The 25,705-nt window shown below is 41.6% G+C and carries 27 protein-coding genes; 19 read left to right on the forward strand and 8 right to left on the reverse strand.

The annotated features are described in order from the left end of the window. Positions 1–123 precede the first annotated feature (123 nt). A complete protein-coding gene (locus tag L6494_RS18585) occupies positions 124–1,170 on the reverse strand; it encodes a glycosyltransferase family 4 protein (protein ID WP_237989161.1) in 1,047 nt (348 codons plus the stop codon). A 197-nt stretch (positions 1,171–1,367) separates the two neighbouring features. Then, on the reverse strand, positions 1,368–2,651 hold the full coding sequence (gene glyA, locus L6494_RS18590; RefSeq protein WP_237989162.1) for a serine hydroxymethyltransferase: 1,284 nt from the start codon (positions 2,649–2,651) through the stop codon (positions 1,368–1,370). A gap of 551 nt (positions 2,652–3,202) precedes the next feature. Between glyA and L6494_RS18595 the strand changes: the two genes are divergently transcribed. Together L6494_RS18595 and L6494_RS18600 are read left to right on the forward strand one after the other, a co-directional pair. Continuing rightward, complete coding sequence (locus L6494_RS18595) at positions 3,203–3,400, forward strand: hypothetical protein (protein ID WP_237989163.1); 198 nt, start codon at positions 3,203–3,205, stop codon at positions 3,398–3,400. An 82-nt stretch (positions 3,401–3,482) separates the two neighbouring features. After that, positions 3,483–3,962 carry a Tic20 family protein gene (locus L6494_RS18600; protein WP_237989164.1) on the forward strand — a complete coding sequence of 160 codons (480 nt, stop codon included), beginning with the start codon at positions 3,483–3,485 and terminating at the stop codon, positions 3,960–3,962. Positions 3,963–3,965: 3 nt separating this feature from the next. Here the strand turns inward: L6494_RS18600 and L6494_RS18605 are convergent, their stop codons facing one another. Then, on the reverse strand, positions 3,966–4,739 hold the full coding sequence (locus tag L6494_RS18605) for a fumarylacetoacetate hydrolase family protein (RefSeq protein WP_237989165.1): 774 nt from the start codon (positions 4,737–4,739) through the stop codon (positions 3,966–3,968). A gap of 465 nt (positions 4,740–5,204) precedes the next feature. On the opposite strand from L6494_RS18605, the gene rpsF reads away from it, so the two are divergent. The 5 genes from rpsF (at position 5,205) to L6494_RS18630 (ending at position 9,728) form a co-directional block, all read left to right on the forward strand. After that, positions 5,205–5,531, forward strand: a complete 327-nt coding sequence (rpsF, locus tag L6494_RS18610) for a 30S ribosomal protein S6 (protein WP_237989166.1) — start codon at positions 5,205–5,207, stop codon at positions 5,529–5,531. A 138-nt stretch (positions 5,532–5,669) separates the two neighbouring features. Continuing rightward, positions 5,670–6,038, forward strand: coding sequence for a hypothetical protein (locus tag L6494_RS18615; RefSeq protein WP_237989167.1), 369 nt, complete (start codon positions 5,670–5,672; stop codon positions 6,036–6,038). A gap of 51 nt (positions 6,039–6,089) precedes the next feature. Continuing rightward, positions 6,090–6,650, forward strand: coding sequence for an Npun_F5560 family protein (locus tag L6494_RS18620; protein ID WP_237989168.1), 561 nt, complete (start codon positions 6,090–6,092; stop codon positions 6,648–6,650). A gap of 416 nt (positions 6,651–7,066) precedes the next feature. Continuing rightward, positions 7,067–7,765 carry a conjugal transfer protein TrbI gene (locus L6494_RS18625; protein WP_237996127.1) on the forward strand — a complete coding sequence of 233 codons (699 nt, stop codon included), beginning with the start codon at positions 7,067–7,069 and terminating at the stop codon, positions 7,763–7,765. 721 nt (positions 7,766–8,486) lie between these two features. Continuing rightward, positions 8,487–9,728 (forward strand): S-layer homology domain-containing protein, encoded by a 1,242-nt coding sequence (locus tag L6494_RS18630; protein WP_237989169.1) that lies wholly within the window; start codon positions 8,487–8,489, stop codon positions 9,726–9,728. Positions 9,729–9,818: 90 nt separating this feature from the next. On the opposite strand, the gene L6494_RS18635 is transcribed toward L6494_RS18630, so the two are convergent. Continuing rightward, positions 9,819–11,150 (reverse strand): sensor histidine kinase, encoded by a 1,332-nt coding sequence (locus L6494_RS18635; protein ID WP_237989170.1) that lies wholly within the window; start codon positions 11,148–11,150, stop codon positions 9,819–9,821. Positions 11,151–11,430: 280 nt separating this feature from the next. Here L6494_RS18635 and L6494_RS18640 point away from each other — a divergent pair, with 280 nt between their 5' ends. Next, a complete protein-coding gene (locus tag L6494_RS18640; protein ID WP_237989171.1) occupies positions 11,431–11,748 on the forward strand; it encodes a DUF3155 domain-containing protein in 318 nt (105 codons plus the stop codon). Positions 11,749–12,307: 559 nt separating this feature from the next. Here L6494_RS18640 and L6494_RS18645 read toward each other — a convergent pair. Both L6494_RS18645 and L6494_RS18650 read right to left on the reverse strand, forming a co-directional pair. Continuing rightward, positions 12,308–12,841, reverse strand: coding sequence for a cofactor assembly of complex C subunit B (locus tag L6494_RS18645; RefSeq protein WP_237996129.1), 534 nt, complete (start codon positions 12,839–12,841; stop codon positions 12,308–12,310). A gap of 112 nt (positions 12,842–12,953) precedes the next feature. Further along, the gene (locus L6494_RS18650; protein ID WP_237989172.1) at positions 12,954–13,301 is read right to left on the reverse strand and encodes a PadR family transcriptional regulator; all 348 of its coding nucleotides are present in this window, start codon (positions 13,299–13,301) and stop codon (positions 12,954–12,956) included. Between the two features lie 680 nt (positions 13,302–13,981). Between L6494_RS18650 and L6494_RS18655 the strand changes: the two genes are divergently transcribed. The 8 genes from L6494_RS18655 (at position 13,982) to rpsN (ending at position 20,096) form a co-directional block, all read left to right on the forward strand. Then, complete coding sequence (locus tag L6494_RS18655; RefSeq protein ID WP_237989173.1) at positions 13,982–14,560, forward strand: DUF3611 family protein; 579 nt, start codon at positions 13,982–13,984, stop codon at positions 14,558–14,560. A 146-nt stretch (positions 14,561–14,706) separates the two neighbouring features. Beyond that, on the forward strand, positions 14,707–15,987 hold the full coding sequence (gene serS, locus L6494_RS18660; protein ID WP_237989174.1) for a serine--tRNA ligase: 1,281 nt from the start codon (positions 14,707–14,709) through the stop codon (positions 15,985–15,987). Between the two features lie 186 nt (positions 15,988–16,173). Next, a complete protein-coding gene (locus tag L6494_RS18665; RefSeq protein ID WP_237989175.1) occupies positions 16,174–16,611 on the forward strand; it encodes a DUF29 domain-containing protein in 438 nt (145 codons plus the stop codon). A 409-nt stretch (positions 16,612–17,020) separates the two neighbouring features. Beyond that, the gene (locus L6494_RS18670) at positions 17,021–17,263 is read left to right on the forward strand and encodes a hypothetical protein (RefSeq protein WP_237989176.1); all 243 of its coding nucleotides are present in this window, start codon (positions 17,021–17,023) and stop codon (positions 17,261–17,263) included. Further along, entirely contained in the window at positions 17,256–17,639 is a 384-nt protein-coding gene (locus L6494_RS18675; protein WP_237989177.1) for a PIN domain-containing protein, read from the forward strand. The genes L6494_RS18670 and L6494_RS18675 overlap by 8 nt, the downstream gene beginning before the upstream one ends. A 142-nt stretch (positions 17,640–17,781) precedes the next feature. Further along, on the forward strand, positions 17,782–18,867 hold the full coding sequence (rseP, locus tag L6494_RS18680; RefSeq protein ID WP_237989178.1) for an RIP metalloprotease RseP: 1,086 nt from the start codon (positions 17,782–17,784) through the stop codon (positions 18,865–18,867). Then, a complete protein-coding gene (gene nth, locus L6494_RS18685) occupies positions 18,864–19,538 on the forward strand; it encodes an endonuclease III (protein ID WP_237989179.1) in 675 nt (224 codons plus the stop codon). The genes rseP and nth overlap by 4 nt, the downstream gene beginning before the upstream one ends. A gap of 255 nt (positions 19,539–19,793) precedes the next feature. Beyond that, positions 19,794–20,096: a 30S ribosomal protein S14 gene (gene rpsN, locus L6494_RS18690; protein ID WP_237989180.1), complete on the forward strand. Its 303-nt coding sequence runs from the start codon at positions 19,794–19,796 to the stop codon at positions 20,094–20,096. A gap of 75 nt (positions 20,097–20,171) precedes the next feature. Here rpsN and L6494_RS18695 read toward each other — a convergent pair whose 3' ends face one another. After that, positions 20,172–20,501 carry a hypothetical protein gene (locus L6494_RS18695; protein WP_237996132.1) on the reverse strand — a complete coding sequence of 110 codons (330 nt, stop codon included), beginning with the start codon at positions 20,499–20,501 and terminating at the stop codon, positions 20,172–20,174. A 126-nt stretch (positions 20,502–20,627) separates the two neighbouring features. Here L6494_RS18695 and aat point away from each other — a divergent pair, with 126 nt between their 5' ends. Both aat and glmM read left to right on the forward strand, forming a co-directional pair. Beyond that, the gene (gene aat, locus L6494_RS18700; protein WP_237989181.1) at positions 20,628–21,203 is read left to right on the forward strand and encodes a leucyl/phenylalanyl-tRNA--protein transferase; all 576 of its coding nucleotides are present in this window, start codon (positions 20,628–20,630) and stop codon (positions 21,201–21,203) included. A gap of 319 nt (positions 21,204–21,522) precedes the next feature. Beyond that, positions 21,523–22,998 (forward strand): phosphoglucosamine mutase, encoded by a 1,476-nt coding sequence (gene glmM / locus L6494_RS18705; protein WP_237989182.1) that lies wholly within the window; start codon positions 21,523–21,525, stop codon positions 22,996–22,998. A gap of 87 nt (positions 22,999–23,085) precedes the next feature. On the opposite strand, the gene L6494_RS18710 is transcribed toward glmM, so the two are convergent. Next, positions 23,086–24,906 (reverse strand): ABC transporter ATP-binding protein, encoded by a 1,821-nt coding sequence (locus L6494_RS18710; RefSeq protein WP_237989185.1) that lies wholly within the window; start codon positions 24,904–24,906, stop codon positions 23,086–23,088. Positions 24,907–25,317: 411 nt separating this feature from the next. Here L6494_RS18710 and L6494_RS18715 point away from each other — a divergent pair, with 411 nt between their 5' ends. Beyond that, positions 25,318–25,659, forward strand: a complete 342-nt coding sequence (locus tag L6494_RS18715; RefSeq protein WP_237989188.1) for a hypothetical protein — start codon at positions 25,318–25,320, stop codon at positions 25,657–25,659. Positions 25,660–25,705: the final 46 nt, after the last annotated feature.

The raw sequence follows: 25,705 nt of genomic DNA on the forward strand, positions 1-25,705 counted from the left end.
TTATTGCCGTTGTGTGACGCTGCGAAAGTATTTGAACGTAGTATTGAGACTTAATAGCGTCACGCACCAACCATCGATTGTGACACTTGCGTAAGTCCTGTTTAAGCTTGCCGCACTACTAGGTTATTTTTGTTGGGAGAATTTGCGAACTCGCCAAATAACGTAACTTAATAGCGAAGTAGCTGCACAGATATAACCAATGCTGCTGGGTACACCAGCCACACCTAACGCCAGACTTCCCACCCACAAGGTAAGAGAGTAAATGAATAATACTGACCAGCGATGGGATAAACCAGCTTGTAAGAGTCGGTGATGTAGATGACATTTATCTGCAACCCAAGGGCGTTTACCTCGTCGCAGACGCGCCAAAATCACTGCGGACATATCTACAATGGGGACTGCCAAAATCAAGTATGGCAAAAGAACGGCAGTGAAAGCAGGGATTTTGACTAAACCTATGACACCTACAGAGGCTAAGGTGAAACCCATAAAATATGACCCCCCATCCCCCATAAAGATTTGAGCAGGGTTGAAGTTATAGCGTAGAAATCCTAAAGCTGCGCCAGCTAAAGCCGCAGCAATTAAGGCTGCTGCTGGTTGGTGCATAAATAAGGACACCAATAGCATGACTACAGCCGCAATCCCAGAAACCCCAGCCGCTAAACCGTCTAATCCATCAATCCAGTTGATGGCGTTCACCATCCCGACTAACCAAACTACTGTGATGGGCAAACTTAGCCAGTTGAGGTCAACTATACCAACGGTAGGAACGGTTATAAAATCTATGCTGACACCTGCTTTCCATGCACCTGCTGCAACAACAATTTGTATCAGCAGCCGTGTGAGAGGCGATAGACTTAATAAGTCATCGGCTAAACCAATCAAAAAAAAGCCAAGACCACCTACAGTAACGCCCCATATTTGCCATTCTTTCTCAGGGGGCAGATTGGCAAAGCCACCCAACCACCAAACAATCATTAAAGATAGCATTGTGCCTGCGAAGATAGAAACTCCTCCCAGGCGTACCATCGGACGGTCATGAATTTTGCGATCGCCAGGTTTATCTACACGTCCACTTCTAATACCAATATTTTTGACATCAGGTGTAGTCCAGAGAACGACTACTGCGGCGACTAGGAAAGCGATCAGATGATAAATCTGAGCAGGCATCTGTAATTTTTAAGAGTTTATTAACAAAAATTGGCTAAGGACGTTTCCTTCCTATTTTTACTACATTTGTGACTCTAATCAGCATAAGAATTAGGGATTGGAGATTGGGGAGATAGGGGATCAAGGAGAAAAGGGGAAAGTCTGCACCCTTGCAGCCTGCTTCCTACCCCAATTCCTCTTATCCCCATGCCCAATTTTTATGCTAAGGCTGGTACGGGAATCTCCAAGTGCGGATATAAGGGGAAGCGATCGCACAATGCGGCTACCCGGCGTTGACAATCTTGAGCTACGGCTTCTGATTCTGGGTTGAGCAGGCGATCGGCAATAATATTACCAATCTCGGTAAATTCGGTTACTCCCATACCCCGTGTTGTCATGGCGGGAGAACCTAACCGTAAACCACTGGTGACAAATGGTGATTGGGGATCAAAGGGGACGGTATTTTTGTTAGCGGTAATATTTACTTGACTCACTAACTGATCTGCTTTCTTCCCTGTCATATCAATAGAACGCAAATCAACGAGCATTAAATGGTTATCTGTACCATCAGATACCAGTTTTAATCCCCGGTTTTGTAGTTGATTCGCTAAAGCACGGGCATTCTCAATTACTTGCCTGGAATAAGTTGTAAATTCTGGTTTTAAGGCTTCACCAAAAGCAACCGCTTTACCTGCAATTACGTGTTCTAGGGGGCCGCCTTGCGTTCCTGGGAAAACTGATTTATCTAACTTTTTACCCAGTTCTGCATCACGGGTCAAAATTAAACCACCTCTGGGGCCGCGTAGGGTTTTATGGGTGGTGGTGGTGACGACATCACAATAAGGAATGGGGTTAGGATGTAAGCCACTGGCGACTAAACCAGCAATGTGGGCAATATCAGCTAGTAGGTAAGCACCAACTTCATCTGCAATAGCGCGGAATTTTTCAAAGTCAATGATGCGAGGATAGGCAGAATAACCACAAATCAAGAGCTTGGGACGTTCCCTCAACGCCAGCTCACGAATTTGCTCGTAGTCTAGTTGTTCTGTCTGTTGACTTACGCCGTAGTGACGGACTTGAAACCATTTACCCGACACATTCACCGGTGAACCGTGGGTGAGATGTCCACCATGAGACAAATCCATCCCCATGATTTTGTCCCCTGGTTCTAACAATGTCAGGAAAACAGCAAAATTCGCCTGTGCGCCAGAGTGGGGCTGCACGTTAGCATGAGCCGCACCAAATAGCTGTTTGGCTCGGTCAATTGCTATTTGCTCAATTTTGTCAATAAATTCGCAACCGCCGTAGTAACGCTTACCGGGTAAACCTTCGGCGTATTTATTGGTTAGGACTGAACCCTGAGCCGCCAGTACAGCCGCAGAGGTGAAGTTTTCACTGGCGATTAATTCCAAGTGGTCGCGTTCACGTTGGAGTTCTTGATTAATTAATTCTGCGATCGCGGGATCGGAGGTAGCAAGTAAGTCTGAATTTGTCCTAGTCACTTCAACTATACCTAATGGAAATTTGTACAAAAGTGGATTTGGTTTGCAGGCAGCTTCTACACTTAAGAATCAACAGTCAATATTTCTATTTTATTGATCTGCTATACAAATACGATTCATCACATCTGTATGATCTTTTATTATTAGCTACCAGCCAAGTTCCATAGATTAATCATCATAAACCTCTTTACGAAAATATGAACTTTTATACTTTTGATTATTTGTAGCGATTTTTATGCAGTTAAGGTTAAGTAATGATGATATTTCCAAGGGTTTACCCCAGGGAGTTTAGGGGCTGTGGTAAAATATGGGTATCAATGCTTAATACACCTAAATATTTAACATCTGCTTTGTCTCACTAGCATAATTGTTAACTTAATGCTCAGTGTGTGAATTGTATTCAGAAGAGTTTTTTTATCTGCTGTGAGATATGCACTATAGGGCTAAAAAGGCAATAGTAAAGCTACACTACCTGAACATAGGTAGTGTGTCTCCGTTCAGCCTTGAAATAAGCCTTGCACCAGTAGAGTGTCAAAGGAGGGGTTTTATATATGTTGATTATTTTAATGGACGAGCAAATCCTAACTCCTGAGCAAGTTTGTCAGTCTTGCTTGCTGGCTGATGGTAGTGGTCAACCCCGTTGGCGTAGTGGACAACTAACTTGTGGTCAAGCAATTCGCAAACTTGCACAACAGCAATCAGAACAGTATGAATGTCTAATGGGCTTCCGCATCGCTCATATAGAATAATCATACTTTTCTAGCAAGGCTGATTAACTGCGTTATCCTAGGCTCAAGTAACTCTGAAAATTTAGCCACAGGAGAATGCACAATGGCATGGCGCGGGACTACAACAATTGCCGATAGAGTTTTTGCTTGTTTACCTTATCTTTTGCCCATAATTGATGGTCTAGTCTTCGGGAGTTTTTTATTAAGACAATTTCCATTCCTACAATTATTGTTGTTACCTTTACAACCAGTATTAATAGTTTACGGTAGCTTAGGACAATTGGGTCAATTGCTCGTTTTCTTTGCCTTATTTATATTTGTGGTCAGAAACGAGAAGATTAGTCATTTTATTCGTTTCAACACAATGCAGGCAATTCTGCTAGACATTGTGATATTTTTGTGTAGTATTCTAATAAGAATATTGACACAAATTCCTAATACTGGTTTTGCAATCGAGACAATAGCAAACACGATCTTTCTAGGCATCGTAGCAGCAGTTGTCTATTCAGTTGCTCAGTCATTACTAGGACGTTATGCAGAAATTCCCGCCATTTCTGACGCGGTGTATATGCAGGTAAGGTAATACTTAACGGAACACCACAGTGTTTTCTAGGCGACCGATACCTTCAATTTCGATCCGGACGCGATCGCCTACTTGTAATTGACCGATACCTTCTGGTGTACCTGTCAATACCACATCTCCAGGTAATAAGGTCATCACCTGACTAATATAAGACACTAAAAAATCAGGGGGAAAAACCATCTGATCAATACCCGCAGATTGCACCGGATGGGAATCATCATTAACAAACGTCTGCAATCTAGCCCCAGGATTTAATTCTCTCACAATCCAAGGGCCTAGAGGACAGAAAGAATCAAAACCTTTGGCTCGCGTCCATTGACCATCTTTTTTTTGTAAATCCCTAGCTGTGACATCATTGGCGATTGTATAACCCCAAATTTTAGTTTGGGCTTCTTCTAGCGTGCAGTTACAAGCGCGATCGCCAATTACCAATGCTAACTCCCCTTCATAGTCTACTCGTTGCGACTGAGGAGGATACTTAATTGCTGTCTCCGATGGAATGATCGATGTTGGCGGTTTCAGAAAAATCAATGGTTCAGCAGGTACTAAAGTTCCCATTTCTGCGGCATGGTCTGCGTAATTCTTGCCTACTGCTATAATCTTCGAGGGAGCGCAAGGCGCAAGAATTTGGTAGTTGTCAGCTTCTAAAACTAGCTCTGTGGGTTGTCCGTGTAACCAAGGTGGAGCATCAAGCACCTGCACGTTCAAGGATAGTTGTAGTAACCCATAATAAATCTTTCCTTCTCGATTTTGAACTCGCACATAGCGTTGGGCCATAACCTTGATTAATATCCTCTTGTCTAAAGTTAAAAGTAGGGACTGGGGACTGGGGACTGGGGACTGGGGACTGGGGACTGGGGACTGGGGAAAAATTTCTACCTTTTTACCCTACACGCCTAAAACCTTACTTCTTAAGAGCCTCCAACTATCGCAGTTACAAGCAAAAAATGAAATAAGCAAATCAAATTCTCTTACCTGTCACCTGTCACCTGTCACCTGTCACCTGTCACCTGTCACCTATCACCTGTCACCTATCACCTGTCACCTATCACCTGTCACCTGTCACCTGTCAATTCTCTTCAACAAGCCCAATTTTGGCAGATAGGGCTGATGATTAAAATAGAAAACTGGTAAGATTATAGTTCCTTGTTGCTTCAGATGTTAATTGATACTAGTAACTCTAACAGAGTAATTGTATAAATTATCATTAGCAGCCAGATGTCCAAAAGGAGAATTACATCCATGTCCATAGTTTACGAAACACTATATATTCTGCGCCCAGACCTGACAGATGAACAGGTAGAGTTAGCGATCGCTAAATATCAGAACTTGCTCAAGGATCAAGGTGCTGATAACATCGAAATCCAAAACCGTGGCAAGCGTCGTCTTGCCTATGAAATTAACAGGCATCGTGATGGCATCTATATTCAAGTAAACTACACTGGGCCTGGAACAGTGATTGCTCCCTTAGAACGCGCTATGCGTTTGAGCGAAGACGTAATTCGCTACCTGACAACTAAGCAAGAAGTTTCCGAGGTTCAAGCCGAGGAAGTTGCTGTCACCGCTTAAGGCGATTTTTGTGAGTAGTTAGTGCTGAGTGCTGAGTGCTGAGTAGTGAGTAGTTAGTGCTAAGTAGTGAGTAAGAGTAGTGAGTAGTTAGTGTAGCGAGACGTAAGTCAGTCCTAGTTACCAAATCTATGGTACTTCATGGGAGTCGCTACCAATCGCAAAACTGCAAGCGCGCAGTATATTCCTTATGACAATAAACCCTCCTACCGCAGGAGCTTCACAAGGAACGAGATTTTTATTCAGCACCGGCTAAACGCCGCGCTACCGCTAACAGCACTCACAACTCAACACCGGCTAAACGCCGCGCTACCGCTAACACAACTCAGCACTCATAACTCAGCACTCACAACTCATAACTTAGCATCGGCTAAACGCCGCGCTACCGCTAACACAACTCACAACTCAGCACTTATTACTAACAAACTAAAAAAAATTTTACCTTCTGCCTTATTTTGTGATGGAGTTGGGAATGCTAAATTAACATTACTTGCCAAAAGCAGGCGATAGCAGTTATATCCAAGGTTGGAAAATATTCTTCAATCGGAGCTTTAAGCCGCCGTGAGCCAAACTGAAATACCCAACATCCAAGCCCTATCTTCAGAAATGTCGCAGCTGCGCCAAGAGTTACAGCTACGTGATCAATTAGTGCAACAACTATCTCAAGAACTTTTCCGACTAGTCAAGGGCAACACTAATTTTATACCTCCCAGATTAGAGGCGGAACAGGATTTAACTCAGTTAAAAGCTTTGCAAGAACAGTTACAAGCTGTTGAACAGCAAGTTACTTTCTATCAAGAGCAAATCACATCACGAGATGTGGAAATTTACCAACTGCGCCAGTCAGTGCAAGAGTTAACTGACCGCAGCCGGATGTTAGAGCAAGTAGTACAAGAATTACCTCAAATTTACCGTCGTAAGTTTGAAGAGCGTATGACTCCAGTCAGAGAAAAAGTAGCTACCCTACAGAGAGAAAACCGTCAGCTACAAGCTGAACTCCAGAGTGTAAGTTATCGTTTGGCTCTGAAAACCCGTACTTCTAGTCATAGTGGAATTGATTTGCCCAACTTTCCTCGTCCAGTATCTGGACAAGGTAATGTTTCTGCTGTGCAGAATGCCTGAAATACTAAATTTAAACGTAATTACCTAACATATTGCTAAAATCGCAGTTTTATTAGAAAACTGTCTATTTTTATATTGTTTACTTTCAAAATTTAATTTTTAATATTACTTATGATTGTAATACCCCTTGCCAAAATGCGCTCACTACAAGAGTGGGAAGCTTTCTCTGCGAGAAGCATTTGGTCGAAACAATAACGCCAGTAGAGACTTGGTAATGTATCTACTATGTACAGATCAGATCAGCCCAAAATCCTGATGTAGAGAAGAGATTTATCCCGTATGATCAGATGAATTATCTACACAAATAACTCTTAACTGAACCTTATTAGCCTATGCACAGGTTTAAAAGCAATCAGAAACAATCTCAGTAAATGCTCGTCATGAAACCTATAACAGCAATCCAACCCCAAAAGTTTATGAACCACCTGAATCAATGGAAATCTGGAGCAGCCGCAGCTATGGCAATGACAATTACCACAGGTGTCATTACCCCGATGATTGCCTTTGCTCCTGCGGCTAATGCTCAATACAATATTGGACAAACTAGAAGAGTTGCTATTCCTGCTGGAGTTAGTTTTCCTGTTAGACATGACAAAGAGAAAGTTGTTGTTAGTCGGGGAGAAACTATACAGCTAACTTTGAAAGTTTCTAACAATATTATTGATGGAAATAGAAATGTCTTAATTCCTGCTGGTACTGAAGTTATTGGACAATTAGAACCAGTATATTTTGATGGACAATATTCTACAGACAGAAACAATAAAGACAATATTAGAGGAGTAAGATTTGTAGCTAGAGAATTAGTCTATGCTTCGGGCATCAGACAAACAATTAATGCTAACTCTCAGACCATTACTCAAACTGAGAAAATTAACAAAAATGATTCTAGTAAAGTATTAACAGATGCAGCAATTGGTGCAGGTGCTGCTGCTGCAATTTCACTGATTACTGGTAATAGAAGAATTGAAATTGGAGAACCTTTAGGTGGTGCAGCCGCCGGTGCTTTGGCTAGCATACTACTACGGAAAAAAGAAACTGAAGTATTTGTAATTAGACCAGAGCGTGACTTGAGATTAGCACTCAGTTCTAACTTGAATGTGGATGTAATCCGCTAGCACCGCTACGCGGAAGTCAAAAATCCAAAGTCAAAAGTCCTGTATTGTAAGGCTTTGAACGATTGAGAATAGTATCTTTATTTCCGCCGCGCTGTACTTAGAGGACGTTTGAAAAGTCTGTTTCTTTGTCATGTTGTAGCTTGCTTCTCCGCAGGAGTATGTAGCGTAGCGTTGCGTAGCAAAGGGTAACATCTCGGTATGTGCCACAAAGCCTAGATTCTTCCTTACGCTCCGCTCCAGTCAAAACGACATTTTTATACCTACTGAAACTTTTCAAACACCCTCTTAGTAAGCTGCACTTAATTTTAGTTTTGACTGTCATCATCTTCAATTAGCGATCGCTACTTTCATCCCAAGTAGGCGATCGCTGATTTTTTTGCACCTCAAATCATTTATTAAACAATAAACCTCTGGCAAAAGCCGAAAATGAGATGTTTCGCTTCGCTCAACATGACAGCTTAAGTATTTATGCAATAGGTCTAATAGATATCTAATTTGTTAAAGCCGTCAGGTTTCTCTACCTCAAAAGTTGAGCAATATCTGCATAAGTGATTGCACTATTACTTATTACATATGTTTTGTGATATGAATATCCACCTTATTTAGAATATCCAGACAAAATAATATTTCTAATCATAGAGACATATGGGAAACTTTTTAATGTATAAATTGTCTAAGTAATTAAGAAGATAAACAAATAATTGTGTGGAGTCATAAATATATGTTTAAATTAAATCGTTGGCAATCTAGCACTGCTGCACTCATGGCTTTGAGTATTACAGCCGGAACTGTTGCACCTTTTGTTGTGGTTGCGCCATCTTTTGCTCAAACTACTTTTTCTGATGTTTCATCGAACTATTGGGCATCACAATTTATTCGAGAATTATCACAACGAGGTGTAATTGCTGGTTTTCCTGATGGTAGTTTCCGTCCAGAAGAACCAGTCACCCGCGCTCAATTTGCCGCAATGGTGAACAAAGCTTTTCAAAAAGCACCTGAACGCCAAGCAATTAGATTCGTAGACGTAGCCAGCAACTATTGGGCATATGGGGCTATTCAGCAAGCATACACCATTGGTTTCTTATCAGGATATCCCGGTAATAGCTTTAGACCTAATGAAAACATTCCCCGCCAGCAAGTTTTGGTTGCTCTAGCCAATGGTCTAGGATATGCTCCTGGGGGTAACGTTGAAAGCACTCTGCAATATTTCAACGACTCTTCTAACATAGCAGGCTATGCCCGTAGCCCCATAGCCGCCGCGACTGAAAAGCAAATTGTCGTCAACTATCCCAATGTGAGGTTTTTAAATCCCACAACTACCGCCACACGCGCTCAAGTAGCAGCTTTTATTTACCAAGCATTAGTTAGTTCTAATCAAGCTTCAACGATTAATTCGCCCTATATTGTAGCTATTCAACCTACAACCCCCACACCGATTGCTGTCACCATTCCCCAAGGAACAGTTATCCCTGTGAAGTACGATAAGGCGGAAAAAATTCTTGTTACAAAAGACGAAACAGCACCTTTGACACTGACAGTAGAGCAAAACGTCGTTACTCAAGAAGGAAATGTAGTTGTTCCTGCGGGTAGTCAGGTCGTTGGTCAACTCAGGCCTACTCAGGGTGGTTCTCAATTCGTTGCTCAAAAATTGGTTTTAACCACAGGTCAAGAGTATGACATTAGTGCAACTTCCGAAGTTATTACTAAAACTGAAACCGTCAGAAAGGGTACTAGCACAGGTACAATTCTCAAAAATACTGTGTTAGGTGCAGGCGCAGCAGCAGCCGTTTCTGCGGTGACAGGCGATCGCGCCATTGCTACAGAAGAAGTCCTAGGTGGCGCGGCTATTGGTGGGTTAATTGGTTTATTTTTTGGTAGAAACAGCGTAGACTTAATCGCCATTGACCCAGACACGGATTTACAAATGACAATTAATCAAAATTTACTGGTTTCGTTGAGATAGTTAATTAGTGACAGAGGGGAAGATTTAGTTCCCGGTTAGGGTAGGGTAAAAAATATTTGTGCAAGAGGTCTGATGACTAATGACCATTGACTATTGACTAACAGGTAACCAAATAATCACACTTGTTCCTGGTGCATTGGGTGTAGCGATCGCAGAGTTAATCGCCGGGCTGAAAACTTCTATTTGTCCGTGCATTTGCTCGATTAATTGTTTAGCGATCGCAATTCCTAACCCCGTACCGGGAATTTCTGTTTGGGCTTGCACTCCTCGATAATGTCTTTCCCCCAGATGGGCTAAATCTTCAGGGGGAATACCAGGGCCTGTATCACTAATCCCTATGCCTTGAAAATTAGCTTTTTCTTGCCCTAATTGAATATAAATTTTACCGCCGGAAGGGGTATATTTAAGTGCATTATCAATGATATTACTCAATACTTCTTGTAAGGATTTCAGATTAGCTCTTACTAATGGTAAACCCTGGGTAACTTCTAATATTAATTCTAGATTCCTCTCTTGAGCGATCGCTTGAGCAGAAACTAGCAATGGTGTTAATACTTCAGCTAAGGAGCAATTAGTTTCTTTATCTCCTGTGCCTGGTAGTAATAATACAGGTTGAGATTCTTTTTGTACAGTAGCTTCTACAAATCTTTCATTGTCAGGTAAGGAAAGTCGCTCTGAATCTAAATTTGCCCAATCGATGACCTCATCAAATTTTTGCAGCAATTCCGTGAGGCGATCGCTTTCTCTAACGATATTTCCTCCCACATCCCGATTTATATCTCCTGGACGCAATCGCTTTAATAACAGTTTGCCAAAGGTGCGTATGGCTGTTAGCGGGTTACGGAACTGGTGTAATAAGTTATCTAACAAATCTCGCTGTTGTTCTTGCAAAATTTGCTGTTGATGCAGTTGGTGTTGCAACCAGGCTCGACGCTGATCCAAAATACAAGCGATCGCTAATGTTTGTCCAATGGTTTGAATTTGGTTCTGTTCCGGTTCACTCCACGGGCGATCGTCTCTACCTGTCACCAACAATCCCATCATCACACCCTCATGAATCAAAGGAAAGACAAATTGATGCCCACTCAACAAAAAGTCTTCTTCTAGTTGCGGTGCTTCATTTTGGGGTGTTTCCGTTGTTGGTGCTGGTGTCAGCAATCTTCTTTGTTGCTGGGGTAGTGCCAACAAATTTTCTATTTGCAGTTGTTTACGTGCTGTAGCCTCAAAAATTTCTTCCCCTGGCAATATTACTGCTGTTTCTGGGTAAACTACTACAGGAATAAGTTTTGTCTCGCCTGTGGGAGACTCTACCAATTCTTGGGTTAAATAAACTACGCTTAAAGATGCTCCCAGCCCTTGGGTCAATAGTGCTATTTGCTCTCGGCATAGAGCAACAAAATCTGAACTGGCAGACATTAACATTTTTCGGCTCTTGCTCAGGATCACGGAATTTGAGAGAAGATAAAAGAAAGTACTTTGTTTTCCCCCTTTATTTAATAAAGCTTAACTAAATATTTTCAGTAATAGTTTTCGCCAAAGGATTATTTATTTTTGCGCTCTCGATTAATCTACTGTCAATCAGAATATTTTTGCTGTATCAAAAATTAAAAAACTATTGATCTTTTGAACTAGAACCTATATAATTACGACGGATTTTGTAGCTATAACTACAATCTATAGCTTGAAAGAGGAGGAAAATAGGTTGGCAAGGAGACGCAAAAGGAAGAGCCGTCGTCGCCAAGAAGGACGACGTATTTTAGAGCATGTGCCTCAATATAGCATCGAGAGTGGCGAAGAAAAACCTGTGACAGCAGCCAGAAAATTCATTCAATCTGAAGGTATCTTGCCACCAGCGTTGCTACTTGTAAAGCGAAATGAACACACAACAGACCGCTATTTCTGGGCAGAAAAAGGTCTGTTTGGAGCGCAATATGTAGAAGAGAACCATTTTTTGTTTCCTAGCCTGCGGATACTAGAACCTCCCGCAGGTTTGGAAGCAGTGGCTGTGGGCGGTCGCTGAGTCACAACTGGTTATCTTACTTTTTGATTGCAACTTCTGACAACCATTTAACTGGCAAAGATGGTCATTTTATGCAAAGTTTCCATTTTTTTTAAGTTTGTAACTGATTTGCCAGTAAATTTAGACCAAATAAATGCACAATCAACAAGAAACCAAACTTTTTGGTTTTTATTGATTCCTATTTGGTCGCAGTATACACAAGGGAGTAAAGATAGAGCCAAAAGTATCCAAATTTTCTGGATTGCCCTCAAAGCTCTGCCAACATATACTGATTTTCCATGCGGCATTGTGTCGTAGGGAAAATCGGTATCCTGTTAGTCATACTATCTAGTTCCCTGTTGTTTATCCAGTTGCGCGACAGGTGCAAAATTCCGTATTTTTAAATCCGAGATTTAGCACCAACGGCAACAGGAGAGTTGTCAACCAATCAAAATTTAGCCCAAAATTAGCATATCGCTTTCATTCAGGTCATCAGAAGCATCGAAAATCAATTACTAGTACAGCACGGCACGGCGGCAAAAGCCTGTTCTATAAGCTTTTTGAATTTTGCCTTGCGGTACTAGGCATTGCTAGGCTTTAGCTGCAAATTTTTCTGTAACTCAGCTATTTCATCACGATGAGCTGTCACAGTAATTTTGCTAAAAGATTTTTGCTCTTTTAAGTTTGGTTCAAGTTTGAGAAACACTTTTTCCAGTCTTCCCGCCTTTTGCCAATAGAAAAAACCACTCAAAGGTGAAAATAGTAACAGTCCTAAAAAAAGAAGGCTGTATTGGGGAAAAAGGAAAGATAGAACCAATGATAGACACACAAGACCAACAGCAGCTAAGAGAGTTAAAAAGACAGCTAAAAAAATGCTGGGCTTGACAAACCCTTCAAAAGCTACTTGGTTTTGTGATTTCTCTATCTCTACTACTCGGTAAGACCGGGAGCGAAAATAATCTTGTAATTGAGGCATGAACACTGCTTCATCTTGTTCAGATATCAGCTGTGCTGTTTGTGTCCTGTCTTTAGTCGCAGCACGAATAAAGAAAAGCAGCCCAACCGATAATAACAAGGTTAGCAGTAACGTGGATGACAAAATAGGAGTATCCATCATTGGTTGTTACTGTTTAACTGAGAGGAGATTTATTCATTATCAATTATCAACGTCAGTCAATAAACAATTTAGGGGTATAAGAGCTTTTTACACTTACACCCCTATACATTTACTTCACCCTCTGTGTTATGTAATCTCGCCAAAGCCGAGCCAAATCTAGTGATTGCCCTTCCCATTCTGGAGAAATTTGGTACATCCGCCTAGGCCGACCTCGACCTTCCAACTTTTTCCAATACCCATTAATAGCATTATGGTCTTCGAGAAATTTAATGGCACTGTAAAGTACAGTGTCAGAAAGCCGATAGGTGGGGTATTCAGTTTCTAATTGTTGAATCAACTCAGTACCGTATGATTCCCCTTGTAGCAATACATCCAGAATGTAACAAATTGCTAGTTCTTGGCAAAGATAAGTTGGCGGAGGATTCTCAAAGAATTGATATATATCCTCAATTTTCATAATTTAGTAAATGGCTAAAAGTATGCCTTAGGGTGGAATCTACATCTTTGTAGCCAGTATATGCTGCTACTCTAATCTGAGTAGGTATATAGTGCTACCTAGGCAGAATTTCCTAAGTGTAAACATCAAAATGAGAACCCACGATTGGAAATCAAGGGAAATAACAAAAGTTTTAGGAGAGTCAAAATAAAACGCTCCCAGCCTAGCTTTAATTAGTGTTGTGAGGAGCAATCAAGACAGCAGGTTTTGCCACTACCTTGGTTTTAAGTAATGCGGAGCTGATTAGAACTGCTTAAACGTAAGATGCTATCGAAAGAATTTTACAGGGAAAATGTCGTTTTGTCTGTAAATCTGTAAAAGTTAACCAATAATTGTTGAAAAAATCAACATCCTATTGCAAATCATCAAAAAGTTAGGCAACTAATGATGATATGGTGACAAGTCTGAAACCTGTAGACAGGCTAAAAATATGCAACACTGAGATGTCTAACCTTGAAATCCTCGTATCTCATCTGGTAAGTGTGATATGAGCAGGGCTGACACCAAAATGGTAGGGGTATGAGGGTGTGAGTGTGAAAGGTTTGCTCACTAACATTCTTGAGCCTAGGCTTTCAGCTACCGTTACCTGTGTGTAAGCCATCAATAAAATCAGTAAGTGCCTAGCAGGTAGATGATTCCGTATGTCACAAAACTCCGATGCTCCCTCGTCTTCCTCTAATCTCCGAACAATTGCCCAGACATTTCGCCTCACGGGTTGGATTAGCTTTTGGATTCAATTAGTGCTAGGTGTAGTTTCTGGGATTATTGTCCTGTTATTTGCTGTTTTCAGTCAAAGGTCAGGTAGTCCCAGTAATAATCCTGGGACTAGTTTCGGTGTCTTTTTAGCAGTTTGTGGAATATTAATCTTAGGTGGCGGGCTATATTTGGCTTATCGTTATACCAGAATTGGCAATCAATTGCTCTCATCTAACCCTAGCAATCGTCCTCGAAAAGTTGAGACAGTGCAGGTTTTACGCTTAGGACTATGGGTAAATTTAGCGGGGACACTAGTTACACTATTGGGAGCGCAGGCGATCGTTGGTACATTGGTAGCTAGGTCAATATCTCCCCAAGCCATCACAACGCAATTTTTTGACCCCACTAGAATCATTAGTGGTTTAGATATGTTGGTGGTACAGGCAAACATCAATACCGTGTCAGCTCATTTTGCTGGTTTAGTAAGTTCACTATGGCTACTCAATCGCATCAACCGTTCTTAATCCATTCAATGCCCCATTCCCTGCTCTCCACTCTCCATACCCTCTTTTAATATAATTTTTGTATTTGCTTTTCCGGTCATAGCAAGTCAAAATCAGTATATGCTGATGTGTTGGCAAGAAGTAGGCAAAAAGACTGAGAAAAATCTGTGCTGGATATTAAGCAACTACGGGAAAATCCCCAACTAATTAAGGAACGGTTGAATAGTCGTAGTGGTAAATACGACATAGAACCGATATTACAGTTAGATCGGCAGCAACGAGACATAGAAATTACTCGTAGCCAACTACAAGCTCGGAGTAATGAAATTGGTAAACTCGTTGGGCAGAAGATAAAATCTGGTGTCAGCCCTCAAGACCCAGAAATTCAAGCCTTGCGGGATGAGGGTAATAGTGTCAAAGCTCAACTGAGCGAACTAGAACCCAAAGAAAAAGAACTCAAAGCTGAAATTGAGCAACTTATTCTCGCAATTCCCAATGTTCCCAGTGATTCTACACCTCTGGGTAGAAATGAGGAAGATAACGTAGAAGTTCGCCGTTGGGGTGATGAGTACCTACCCCAGAATGCAAATATTCTACCGCATTGGGAAATTGGTGAAAAGCTGGGTATTCTCAATGTTGAGCGAGCGGTGAAGGTTGCCCAAAGTCGCTTTGTCAACTTAATTGGTGCTGGTGCAGCTTTAGAAAGAGCATTAATTAACTTCATGCTGGCGATGCAAACCCAAGCAGGTTATGTAGAAGTCAGTCCGCCGCTTTTGGTAAATAGCGAGTCTTTGACGGCGACAGGCCAGTTACCCAAGTTTGCAGAAGAAAGCTTTAAATGTGCTGATGATGATTTATGGCTAATTCCGACAGCAGAAGTACCAGTTACTAACCTTTACCGGGGAGAAATTCTCGCGGCGGAAAGTTTACCTATCTACCATTGTGCTTACACTCCTTGCTTTCGTCGGGAGGCTGGTAGTTATGGGCGTGATATGCGGGGGTTAATCCGGCTGCATCAGTTCAATAAAGTAGAGTTGGTGAAATTTGTCCATCCCAGCACCTCTTTTGATGAATTAGAAAAATTGGTAGGCAATGCTGAAGCGATTTTACAGGCTTTAAAGTTACCTTACCGCGTGATCAATTTATGTAGTGGAGATGTGGGCTTTTCTTCCACTAAAACCTATGATTTAGAGGTTTGGCTACCTTCTTCTGGGAAGTATCGGGAGATTTCTAGTTGTTCCAATTTTGTAGACTTCCAGGCGCGACGGGCGGATATTCGGTTTAAGGAAGCTGGGAAGAAGGGGACTCAGTTTATCCATACCCTCAACGGTTCAGGTTTGGCTGTGGGGCGGACAATGGCGGCTATTTTGGAAAATTATCAACAACCAGATGGGACTGTTTTGATACCGGAAGTGTTGCAACCTTTCTTGGGAAGAGAAGTGTTGTAATTAAGTCAAAAGGGAAACCAGTAGAGGCGTTTTAGGTAGCGTCTCTACATTGTTGTATGATTTTGGAAAAATGATCTTAGTAGGGGATAATAAATAAGAATTTAATAAGCTTAATGTTGGGGTAGAAAAACCTAGTTACAGATTTGATAAATCAACAACTTGAAAATTTAGGAGAGGTTATAAATTATGACAGTAGCATCGGATGAACTGGTATTTCAATCGCCATACTTAGCTGTGGTAAAAGCAAGAAAATTGCTACATGAGGGAAAAATGACAGAAGTTGCTCATATTCTGGAGAGTTTGGCAGAGTCAATGGGGCGATCAGAAAAAAGGGCAGTGATTAGTCAATTAACTCGACTGATGCTACATATAATTAAATGGAAATGTCAACCTGAAAAACGTAGTGCTAGTTGGGCTATTTCTATTAGATCCGCAAAGCGAGAAATTGCAGATAGCCAAGAGGAAATTCCCAGTCTCAATCGAGAGTTTTTAGAGTCAATTTGGGATAAGTGTTTTGACTCTGCGAAACAGGATGCTAGGGATGAAATGGGCAAAAAATTAGAAATTATTGCTTTAAGTTGGAATGAAGTTTTTGAAGAAACTTATACCTTTTGGGAAGATTAGATCACTTTTGACCAGAAAATATGAGGAGCGAAGATTGGAGAGTTTGAGTGGTAAATTGGGATTTAGGTTACACCAAACAAGCAGGGAAATAGGATGTTGGAATTGGGTGTAGCGATGTCTACGATGGGTTATGCCTACGCCCAAATTATAATAAGCTATTAAGCGATCGCCCAAACTATAATTTAAGAAAGCACAAAGGTTAATAAAACCCTGATTGCCATGTTAAAAAGTTACGAAGCGATTTATGAAAATGGTCAAGTAACATGGATATCGGAATAACCCCAAGTTAATACCGCTCATGTCATTGTTACCTTCATAGAAGAAACCTTACCATCGAAAAAACGACGCACTCCCCCGGCATCTATTGCTGGCAAAGGTAAAACATTGGGGGATATTGTTTAGTCCAATTATGAGAGCATTAGAAATAATCGTCACAATTACCCAGGATGGGAAGTTGCTAGTTAATTCTCCTATAGACCTACCTGTGGGTGAATATAATGCCGTCCTTGTACTAGAAGAGCAACCAATCGGTAGTAGGATTCAAACTTCTGTCCAAGAAGCTCAGGCTCTTTTGAGAAAATATATTCCTGCTAGTAGAAGGCTTTCTCAAGAGTTGATTGAGGAGCGAAGATTGGAGAGCTTGAGTGAGTGAAGTTGTTGTAGATGCTTCTGCTGTTTTAGCGTTGCTTAATCAAGAAACTGGTAGCGAAGAAATTTTGCAGTTGATTGACAATGCAGCAATTAGTAGCGTCAACTTATCGGAAGTTATAGCAAAGCTAGCAGAAGCAGGAATCCCTGAAGAAGAGATTAGGCAAATTCTATTGCATCTAAATCTTGAGGTGATTCCTTTTAATGAAGAACAAGCTCTGAGGGCTGGTATGATGCGTCCAGCTACTAAATCTATCGGACTTTCATTTGGAGATCGTGCTTGTCTGGCTTTAGGTGTTATTCTCAACCAGCCTGTGATCACCACTGATCGTTTGTGGAGTAACCTTAATATTGGAATTGAAATTCGAGTAGTGCGTTAGTGCGTAGGCGGAACATCATTATAGGCATCGCTATGCTCAACCCAGGTATCACCTAATTCTGTCGGATGGTTTGAGTCTGTGTGTCCGTTCCCTAACTACTACAATAAAAATATATATCCAAATATTTTGACTAATTTGCTCTATGTCAGTTTTAGCAGCGATCGCAGTCTTGGCTGTATTAATTTTGGTACATGAGTTGGGACATTTTATTGCAGCCCGTTCTCAAGGTATCCATGTCAACCGCTTTTCTTTGGGGTTTGGCCCAGTTCTTTGGAAGTATCAAGGCCCAGAAACCGAATATGCTATCCGCGCTTTTCCTTTGGGTGGCTTTGTCGGGTTTCCTGATGATGACCCCGATAGCGATATTCCGCCCAATGACCCGAATTTGCTGCGTAACCGGCCAATTTTAGATCGAGCGATCGTCATTAGTGCAGGGGTAATCGCCAATTTAATTTTTGCCTATATGTTACTGGTAGGCCAAGTTAGCTTCATTGGTATCGGCCAAGCTAGTCAACCAGGGGTATTAATTCAACAGCTAGCACCAGAAGTCAGTGATGTAGCCACCAAAGCTGGACTACAAGCAGGAGATGTAATTCTTGGAGCTAATCAACAACAATTTGGCACTTCCCTGCAAGGAATCGATAGTTTAAGAGACATCATTAAAAGTAGTCCCAATCAGTCGATTCAACTAGAAATTGCCCGTGGTGACAAAAAGCTGTCTGTGAATATCATCCCTGAAGCCAAGCCTAATGGTGGCAGTATTGGCGTTGGACTTGCACCTAATGGAAAAGTTGAACGCCGTGCAATCACTAATCCGATGAAGGCTTTAAGTATCGGTGCTACTGAATTTCAGCGCATCGTCACTATGACTTTTAAAGGCTTTGGGCAGCTAATTACTAACTTTGGTGAAACAGCCAGTCAAGTCTCTGGCCCCATTAAAATTGTCGAAATTGGAGCTAACATTGCCCAAAACGATACAGGTAGTTTGTTCTTCTTTGGGGCTTTAATTAGCATCAACTTGGCAGTCATTAATATTTTGCCTCTCCCGGCTTTAGACGGCGGACAACTAGCATTTTTGCTGATTGAAGGTTTGCGCGGTAAACCCTTACCTAATCGAATTCAAGATGGTGTGATGCAAACTGGTTTAGTGCTACTCTTGGGTCTGGGAATTTTTCTGATTGTCAAAGAAACTACCCAGTTGGAGTGGGTACAAAAATTGTTCCAGTGAGTACAAACCGTAAATCCCTATCCAAAAAGCAAAAAGCTCTAGAAATTCTGACTCGTTTGAAGCGGTTGTATCCAGATGCTACTTGCTCTTTGACTTATGCAACCCCTGTGCAGCTGCTGGTGGCTACGATTCTTTCGGCTCAGTGTACAGATGAGCGAGTCAATCAAGTCACACCAGTTTTATTTAGTCGGTTTCCTGATGCCGCGAGTTTAGCAAACGCTGACTTAGCGGAATTAGAAAACTTAGTACGTTCTACTGGGTTTTATCGCAATAAGGCGAAAAATATCCAAGGGGCTTGTCGGATGATTGTGAACGAGTTTGACTCTGTAGTTCCCGATCAAATGGAACATCTGTTAAAGTTGCCTGGGGTAGCACGCAAGACTGCCAATGTGGTGTTAGCTCATGCCTATGGGATTAATGCGGGGGTGACAGTAGATACTCACGTTAAACGTCTCAGCCAACGCTTGGGTTTAACGAAGTATCCAGACCCCATCCACATTGAAAAAGATTTGATGAAGTTATTACCGCAGCCAGATTGGGAAAATTGGTCAATTCGCCTGATTTATCATGGTCGGGCTGTGTGTAAAGCTCGTTCTCCCGTTTGTTTGGCTTGCGAATTGGCTGATTTATGCCCTGCGGTGATGGTAGGAGGTAAGGGAGTAGGGGAGTAGGGGCAGGGAGCAGGGGGCAGGGAGCAAGGTAGAATTTCTCCTCAGGACTCAGGACTCAGGACTCAGGACTCAGGACTCAGGACTCAGGACTCAGGACTCAGGACTCAGGACTCAGGACTCAGGACTCAGGACTCAGGACTCAGGACTCAAGACTCAGCACTCAGCACTCTCTAGATAAATAATTAGAAAGAGAGACGATCAGCCTGTACTAAATGTAGAATGGAAAATGCTGTCTTTACGTTGGTAAGATAATTTATGGCAAAGAAGAGTATGATTGAGCGCGAAAAAAAGCGCGCTAAGTTGATAGAAAAGTATGCTGTCAAGCGGGAAGCTCTGTTAGAAGAGTTCAGAACAACAGAGTCTCCCTTAGATAAGCTAGCAATCCACCGCAAAATCCAACAGCTACCCCGCAACAGTGCGCCTACTCGTCACCGTAACCGTTGCTGGTTAACTGGTCGTCCTAGAGGCGTTTACCGTGATTTTGGGCTGTCTCGGAACGTGCTACGGGAATGGGCGCACGAAGGTCTGTTACCTGGAGTAGTTAAATCTAGTTGGTAGTCAATAGTCATTAGTCATTAGTCAATAGTCCAGACATGAGCTTTTGACTGTGGACTTTTGACTGTAGACTTTCTTTTATTGTCCGCAACAACGGTCGATACCCAGACTTTCTAAGAGTAGATCGCTGACGGCGTTAGCGATCGCAAACTCTCCATAAAAGCTTTTGGAAAAATCAAACGCCTGCATCTCTGTGACAATAGCAATCACTAGAGAACCAAGGTCATTTTCCCCTTCCATTCTTTGACGCAAAAAAATCTGTGCAGCTCGTTGAGCAATCGTTTGATTAACGGCTTCTGGAATAAATTCTGTATCCAGCCATCGCAGCAAACGTTCTTGTAACCATTCGCCTTCGAGGTGGGGATTGTCTGAGGGTGGTAGGGTGATAGGTGGTATTGGTTGGGTCATCATTATTAAACGCACATTATGGGACATTGGGTATGGGGCATTGGGCATTGGGTATTGGGGTAAAATTTTTCCCCTGTGTACCTTGCCTGCTGCCTTTTGTTTTTATGTTTATTTTTAGTTTTATCTATGCAATATGATCTTGCGGCTATTATACAAGGCTATGCTCAAGGCTATTTTCTCATGGCTGATGACGATGCTGGACTGGGATGGTACAAAAGTCGCGATCGCACTTTGATTCCTTTAGATGATAAATTCCGCTACCCTAAGTCTTTGCAGCGTGTCTTGAATCAAGAACGGTTTACTGTGGCAATTAACCGTGATTTTCACTCTGTAGTCGCAGGTTGTGCTAACAGAGAAACCACCTGGATTTCTACAGAATTAGCAGAAATTTACTTATTACTACACGAAGCTGGCTTTGCTTATAGTTTTGAAACTTGGCAAGATGACAAACTCGCTGGAGGTATTTTAGGTATTGTCATTGGTGGTGCTTTCATTGGCGAATCGATGTTTTACCTAATTCCTGAAGGTTCTAAAGTAGCGATGGTCAAGTTGGTCGAAAGATTACGCCAAAGGCAATTCGTTCTGTTTGATGCTCAAATGATGAATCCCCATTTAGAAAGGTTTGGTGCTTATCGCATCAATGATGAAGACTATCAAATTTTGCTGCAAAAGGCATTGTTTAATCCTTGCACTCTCCTGTGAGCGGGTAGGGGTGTAGAGGGAGAACTATTAATTGCCTTCTTTAAAGAAATTTTATGAAGTTATCAAATTTGCCCTGGTAAATACCGCAATCAGGAGTTAAACTTGGGAGCATCTTAGTTAGGCAAGTATCTTTAGATGTAAAAAATTCCCAAAAATTCGCTATTTAATCAGTAAAATTGCTTAAAAAATGAAATTATCAATTTCTGAATTAAAAGAAAAATAATTATCATAAAAGCAAAGCAAAGGAAGTTGATTATAAATTGTTAAATAACCTTTAAAGTGATAATCTCCTGTGTGAGTGTGTGGGGTGTTTAAGCATATGGTTTCATCAATAACTCGAACTCAAAGCAACATTCGAGTGATTTCTGCTTCTGAAGTTGAGAAGTTAGGTAAGGGATTTGAGCAGAATAATGCACTGAATTTACTATCTTTGCCTGCAAATCCCCTGTTTGGTACAGATGGGATTCGTGGCAAAGTCGGAGAATTGCTAAGTGCGCCGTTGGCATTGCAAGTTGGTTTCTGGACTGGTGTAGTTCTACGTGACCATGTTGATCGGGATGGTCCGATCATTTTGGGACAGGATTCCCGCAACTCTAGTGATATGTTGGCGATGGCATTGAGTGCGGGGTTAACAGCCGCAGGGATAGAAGTTTGGTATTTAGGATTATGTCCTACTCCTTGCGTTGCTTATCTGACTAGCATCAGTGCAGCCATCGGTGGAGTGATGATTTCTGCTAGCCATAATCCACCAGAAGATAATGGGATTAAGATTTTTGGCGCAGAAGGTACTAAGTTATCACCAGCATTACAGAAAAAAATTGAAGAAGGATTACGTGGTAATACCTCAGTTACAGGCGGGGGAAATCATTGCGGACGGCATTACTCACGTCTGGAATTAATTAAAAATTACGGCGAAGCTTTACAAAAACCCTTGGAAAATACTGGCAATCTTCAGGGAATGAAGATTGTTTTAGATTTAGCGTGGGGTGCGGCTGTGGGGTTAGCACCTGCTGTGTTTCAAAAAATGGGGGCAGAGGTCATTTGCTTGCATAATGAAGCAGATGGCGATCGCATTAATGTTAACTGCGGTTCTACCCATCTAGACATTCTCCAAGCCACCGTTCAAGAACATAACGCTGACTTAGGGTTCGCCTTTGATGGTGATGCCGATCGCGTCTTGGCTGTAGATGATACTGGCAGATCAGTCAATGGTGATTACATTCTCTATCTCTGGGGACAAAATCTCAAGCAACAGCAACAACTCCCAGATAACTTGATTGTATCTACAGTCATGGCTAACTTGGGCTTTGAGAGGGCTTGGCAACAACAGGGTGGTGAATTGATTCGCACGGCTGTAGGTGATCAATACGTCCAAGCCGAAATGCTGAAGACGGGAGGGATGTTAGGTGGTGAACAATCTGGTCATATCCTTTGCCGACACTATGGTTTGACTGGGGATGGTTTGCTAACAGCCTTACACATAGCTAGTTTAGTGAAACAGGCTGGTGTTCCTCTCGCGGAATTGGTAGACCAAAGTTTTGATACCTATCCCCAATTGTTGCGGAATGTGCGCGTGACAGATCGCGATCGCCGGTTGAGTTGGCAAGATTGCGAACCTGTGCAGAAAGCGATCGCCTCTGCGGAAGTCGCAATGGGCAATTCTGGCAGAATCTTAGTCCGGGCTTCGGGTACAGAACCAGTGATTAGAGTCATGGTAGAAGCGGCTACCACGGAACTAGCTAACTACTGGACAGATGAATTAGTAACACAAGTAGAGCAACACCTTGCTATCTAGATCTCTGTGAAATCTGCTTAATTATAAAAAATATGCCGAAAACCCTTGAGGAACAGCAACGTAGTTGGGTATTCCTTACTTTCGGCATTACTCAGTTATTCCATACTGTTGAACCTGCATATTCCAAAGTGCGGTATACTCTCCCCCATGCTGCAAAAGTTCCTGATGTGTGCCATCCTCAATTAAACGCCCATCTTTGAGGACTAATATTCGGTGAGCCATTCGCACAGAAGCAAGTCTATGGGTAATCAAAATAGTAGTTTTACCCTCCGCTAGTTCCACAAAGCGCAGATATAACTCATACTCGCTGCGGGGGTCAAGTGCGGCTGTCGGTTCATCGAGAAGCAGTATTTGAGCTTGCTTACGGACAAAAGCACGAGCTAGGGCTAATTTTTGCCACTGACCACCAGAGAGTTCTGTACCGCTAAACTGTTTACCTAGGGGTGTGTCTTCCCCTGTGGGAAACTGTTCTACTAGTTTGACTATATCGGCTTTTTCTACGGCATATCTGAGCAAATCACGATTTTCTAAAGCTTTGAGGTTGCCTAAAGCAATATTTTCTCCTAGGGTGAGGGAGTAACGACCAAAATCTTGAAATACTCCTGCTATTTGTTGTCGCCACTGTTCTAAATTTAAATTCTTCAGGTCTACGCCATCAACTAAAATTCTGCCTTTGTTGGGGTCGTATAACCTAGTCAGTAACTTGACGAGAGTAGTTTTACCCGCGCCATTTTCCCCGACAATGGCGACAGTTTCCCCAGGATGCAGGGTAAAAGAAATATTTTTGACCGCCCATCCCTTAGCATCAGGGTAGCGAAAGTACACTTTTTCAAAAGTGATACCTTTACGAATGGGATTTGGAATTTTCTCCCCAGGTACACTTAAGAGCATGGGACTGGTACTATCGAGAAAAGCAAAAAACTGCTCCATGTAAAGCACATTTTCAAATAGTTCTAGCCCATTGCCGACAAATTCGCCTAAATTCTGCTGAAAGTAAGTTAAAGACTGGACAAATAACAGTACGCTACCTGCACTTAATTCTCCTTGAAATGCTTTCTGTACTACCCAATAGAAAGCAAAACCATTGCCTAGGGTACTTAAAATAGCTAAACTAGATGACCAAAAAGCTTGTTTACCCCGCAAATGGCGCATGGAGTTATGTAAAGACTGGAATGCTTGCAGATATCGGTCAATAAAGAATGAACCTAGCTGAAATAATCTAGTTTCTTTGGCGTAGGTATCGCTTAACATGACTGAAGTGTAATACTTCATTCTGCGCGCTTGGGGACTGTTTTCAAACAGAGTCAGCCAAATAGCTTTACCATATTGAGCAGAAACGACTACCTGGGGTATAGTAGCGATCGCAATTACTAAGGGAATCCAAAAAGTTAGGGGAATTAATAACGCCACCATCACCACTAAAGTGACCAAAGAACGGCCTAATTCCACCAAATTCTCTAGTAAATTCAACGGTTGATAGTTAATCTGTTCTTGTAAAAGCTGTAATTCATCATAAAATTCAGCATCTTCAAAACGGCTCAAGTCTGGTAAAGTATCAGCTTTACGCATTAACTTCAAACTCATATGAGCCATTAATTTATCATTGAGATTACCCTGAAGTGCTGTTCGCCAAGGGTCGAGTAGTGTTTCTAACAATAAAGCACCCACCCATCCCCCAACTAAAGGTAGCAAAATTGTCCAGCCCAATACTCTACCAGCAGACAACTCTGTTGCTACTGTATCTACTACTAACTTAGTAATCCATATACTGACAGCAGGCAGAAATCCTTGCAATAAAGTCAGGACAATTAATACAAAAATTTCCTTGGGTGCTGCTGTCCATACTAAGGGTAGAGAACGAAATAAGGCTTTAGTATATACCTCAAACCAAACTCTTAAATCGCTCATTGATATAAGCCTAATTTTTTAGATTTTATTTATGGTTAAATATTTATCTCATACCAAGCTCATTCATGATTTCGTATTAACAGCCATGATTTTTGCATAATAAAATTTTGGTTTCCAGGCACATCATTGTCTAATTATGCTATCTGACACTTTAATACTATTGAAAATAAAAACTATACTACTTAGGATAGAATAAGATTACTTTCAAAATAAAAAACTATCTTACTTAAGCAGGAATAAAAACAAAGACAAGACGATAAAGTATATAGTGTAGGCGTTACAAAATCGCTTTAAATACTAATTAGTTGTTAGAAAAATTTGACGCGAAAACACCATAAAAATAACTGTTTGACAACTCTCATTCAGATTGAAATCCAAGTAGTGATTTGACTGTAAAAGGAGTAAATAACAATGCTTACTCAAGAAACATTGACCACACAAACATTAGAAATGTATTTGGTAGATAGCGAAGATAAATTAGAACAAAGTCTGCTTTCTAAAGAAGAAATAGCAGCTTTAGAAAGATTAGTTCTACCAGGAACATTAGACACTGAAACTAGCCAAAGATGGGTTAGTCGATGTGGTGGATATTGCGGCGGATACTGCGGTGGACACTGTCGCCATCGCTGCGGGGGTAGATGTCGTCGTTGTTGGCCTAGATGTTATCGGTGTGGTGGTAAATGTGGTTTCGGTAGTTTCGGCTCAGTATCAGATGTGATGGAAGACGGTTTAGAACTCGAATTTGGTAATTAATATTGTTTGTAGTAAGGACTTTAGTCCTTAATATTCCCAGGACTGA

It is taken from the genome of Nostoc sp. UHCC 0870 (assembly GCF_022063185.1).
In the GTDB taxonomy this organism is placed as follows: Bacteria; Cyanobacteriota; Cyanobacteriia; order Cyanobacteriales; family Nostocaceae; genus Trichormus.

What these genes read in the sequence shown, in the direction of transcription:
- L6494_RS18600 (WP_237989164.1), top strand. Translation starts at nt 3,483, where the DNA reads ATGGCATGGCGCGGGACTACAACAATTGCCGATAGAGTTTTTGCTTGT.
- L6494_RS18650 (WP_237989172.1), bottom strand. Translation starts at nt 13,301, where the DNA reads ATGAAAATTGAGGATATATATCAATTCTTTGAGAATCCTCCGCCAACT.
- L6494_RS18605 (WP_237989165.1), bottom strand. Translation starts at nt 4,739, where the DNA reads ATGGCCCAACGCTATGTGCGAGTTCAAAATCGAGAAGGAAAGATTTAT.
- L6494_RS18615 (WP_237989167.1), top strand. Translation starts at nt 5,670, where the DNA reads ATGGGAGTCGCTACCAATCGCAAAACTGCAAGCGCGCAGTATATTCCT.
- rpsF (WP_237989166.1), top strand. Translation starts at nt 5,205, where the DNA reads ATGTCCATAGTTTACGAAACACTATATATTCTGCGCCCAGACCTGACA.
- L6494_RS18625 (WP_237996127.1), top strand. Translation starts at nt 7,067, where the DNA reads ATGAACCACCTGAATCAATGGAAATCTGGAGCAGCCGCAGCTATGGCA.
- L6494_RS18665 (WP_237989175.1), top strand. Translation starts at nt 16,174, where the DNA reads ATGACAGTAGCATCGGATGAACTGGTATTTCAATCGCCATACTTAGCT.
- L6494_RS18645 (WP_237996129.1), bottom strand. Translation starts at nt 12,841, where the DNA reads ATGGATACTCCTATTTTGTCATCCACGTTACTGCTAACCTTGTTATTA.
- L6494_RS18655 (WP_237989173.1), top strand. Translation starts at nt 13,982, where the DNA reads ATGTCACAAAACTCCGATGCTCCCTCGTCTTCCTCTAATCTCCGAACA.
- L6494_RS18630 (WP_237989169.1), top strand. Translation starts at nt 8,487, where the DNA reads ATGTTTAAATTAAATCGTTGGCAATCTAGCACTGCTGCACTCATGGCT.
- L6494_RS18715 (WP_237989188.1), top strand. Translation starts at nt 25,318, where the DNA reads ATGCTTACTCAAGAAACATTGACCACACAAACATTAGAAATGTATTTG.
- L6494_RS18670 (WP_237989176.1), top strand. Translation starts at nt 17,021, where the DNA reads ATGAGAGCATTAGAAATAATCGTCACAATTACCCAGGATGGGAAGTTG.
- rpsN (WP_237989180.1), top strand. Translation starts at nt 19,794, where the DNA reads ATGGCAAAGAAGAGTATGATTGAGCGCGAAAAAAAGCGCGCTAAGTTG.
- glmM (WP_237989182.1), top strand. Translation starts at nt 21,523, where the DNA reads ATGGTTTCATCAATAACTCGAACTCAAAGCAACATTCGAGTGATTTCT.
- L6494_RS18595 (WP_237989163.1), top strand. Translation starts at nt 3,203, where the DNA reads ATGTTGATTATTTTAATGGACGAGCAAATCCTAACTCCTGAGCAAGTT.
- L6494_RS18585 (WP_237989161.1), bottom strand. Translation starts at nt 1,170, where the DNA reads ATGCCTGCTCAGATTTATCATCTGATCGCTTTCCTAGTCGCCGCAGTA.
- L6494_RS18710 (WP_237989185.1), bottom strand. Translation starts at nt 24,906, where the DNA reads ATGAGCGATTTAAGAGTTTGGTTTGAGGTATATACTAAAGCCTTATTT.
- aat (WP_237989181.1), top strand. Translation starts at nt 20,628, where the DNA reads ATGCAATATGATCTTGCGGCTATTATACAAGGCTATGCTCAAGGCTAT.
- rseP (WP_237989178.1), top strand. Translation starts at nt 17,782, where the DNA reads ATGTCAGTTTTAGCAGCGATCGCAGTCTTGGCTGTATTAATTTTGGTA.
- L6494_RS18635 (WP_237989170.1), bottom strand. Translation starts at nt 11,150, where the DNA reads ATGTTAATGTCTGCCAGTTCAGATTTTGTTGCTCTATGCCGAGAGCAA.
- L6494_RS18695 (WP_237996132.1), bottom strand. Translation starts at nt 20,501, where the DNA reads ATGACCCAACCAATACCACCTATCACCCTACCACCCTCAGACAATCCC.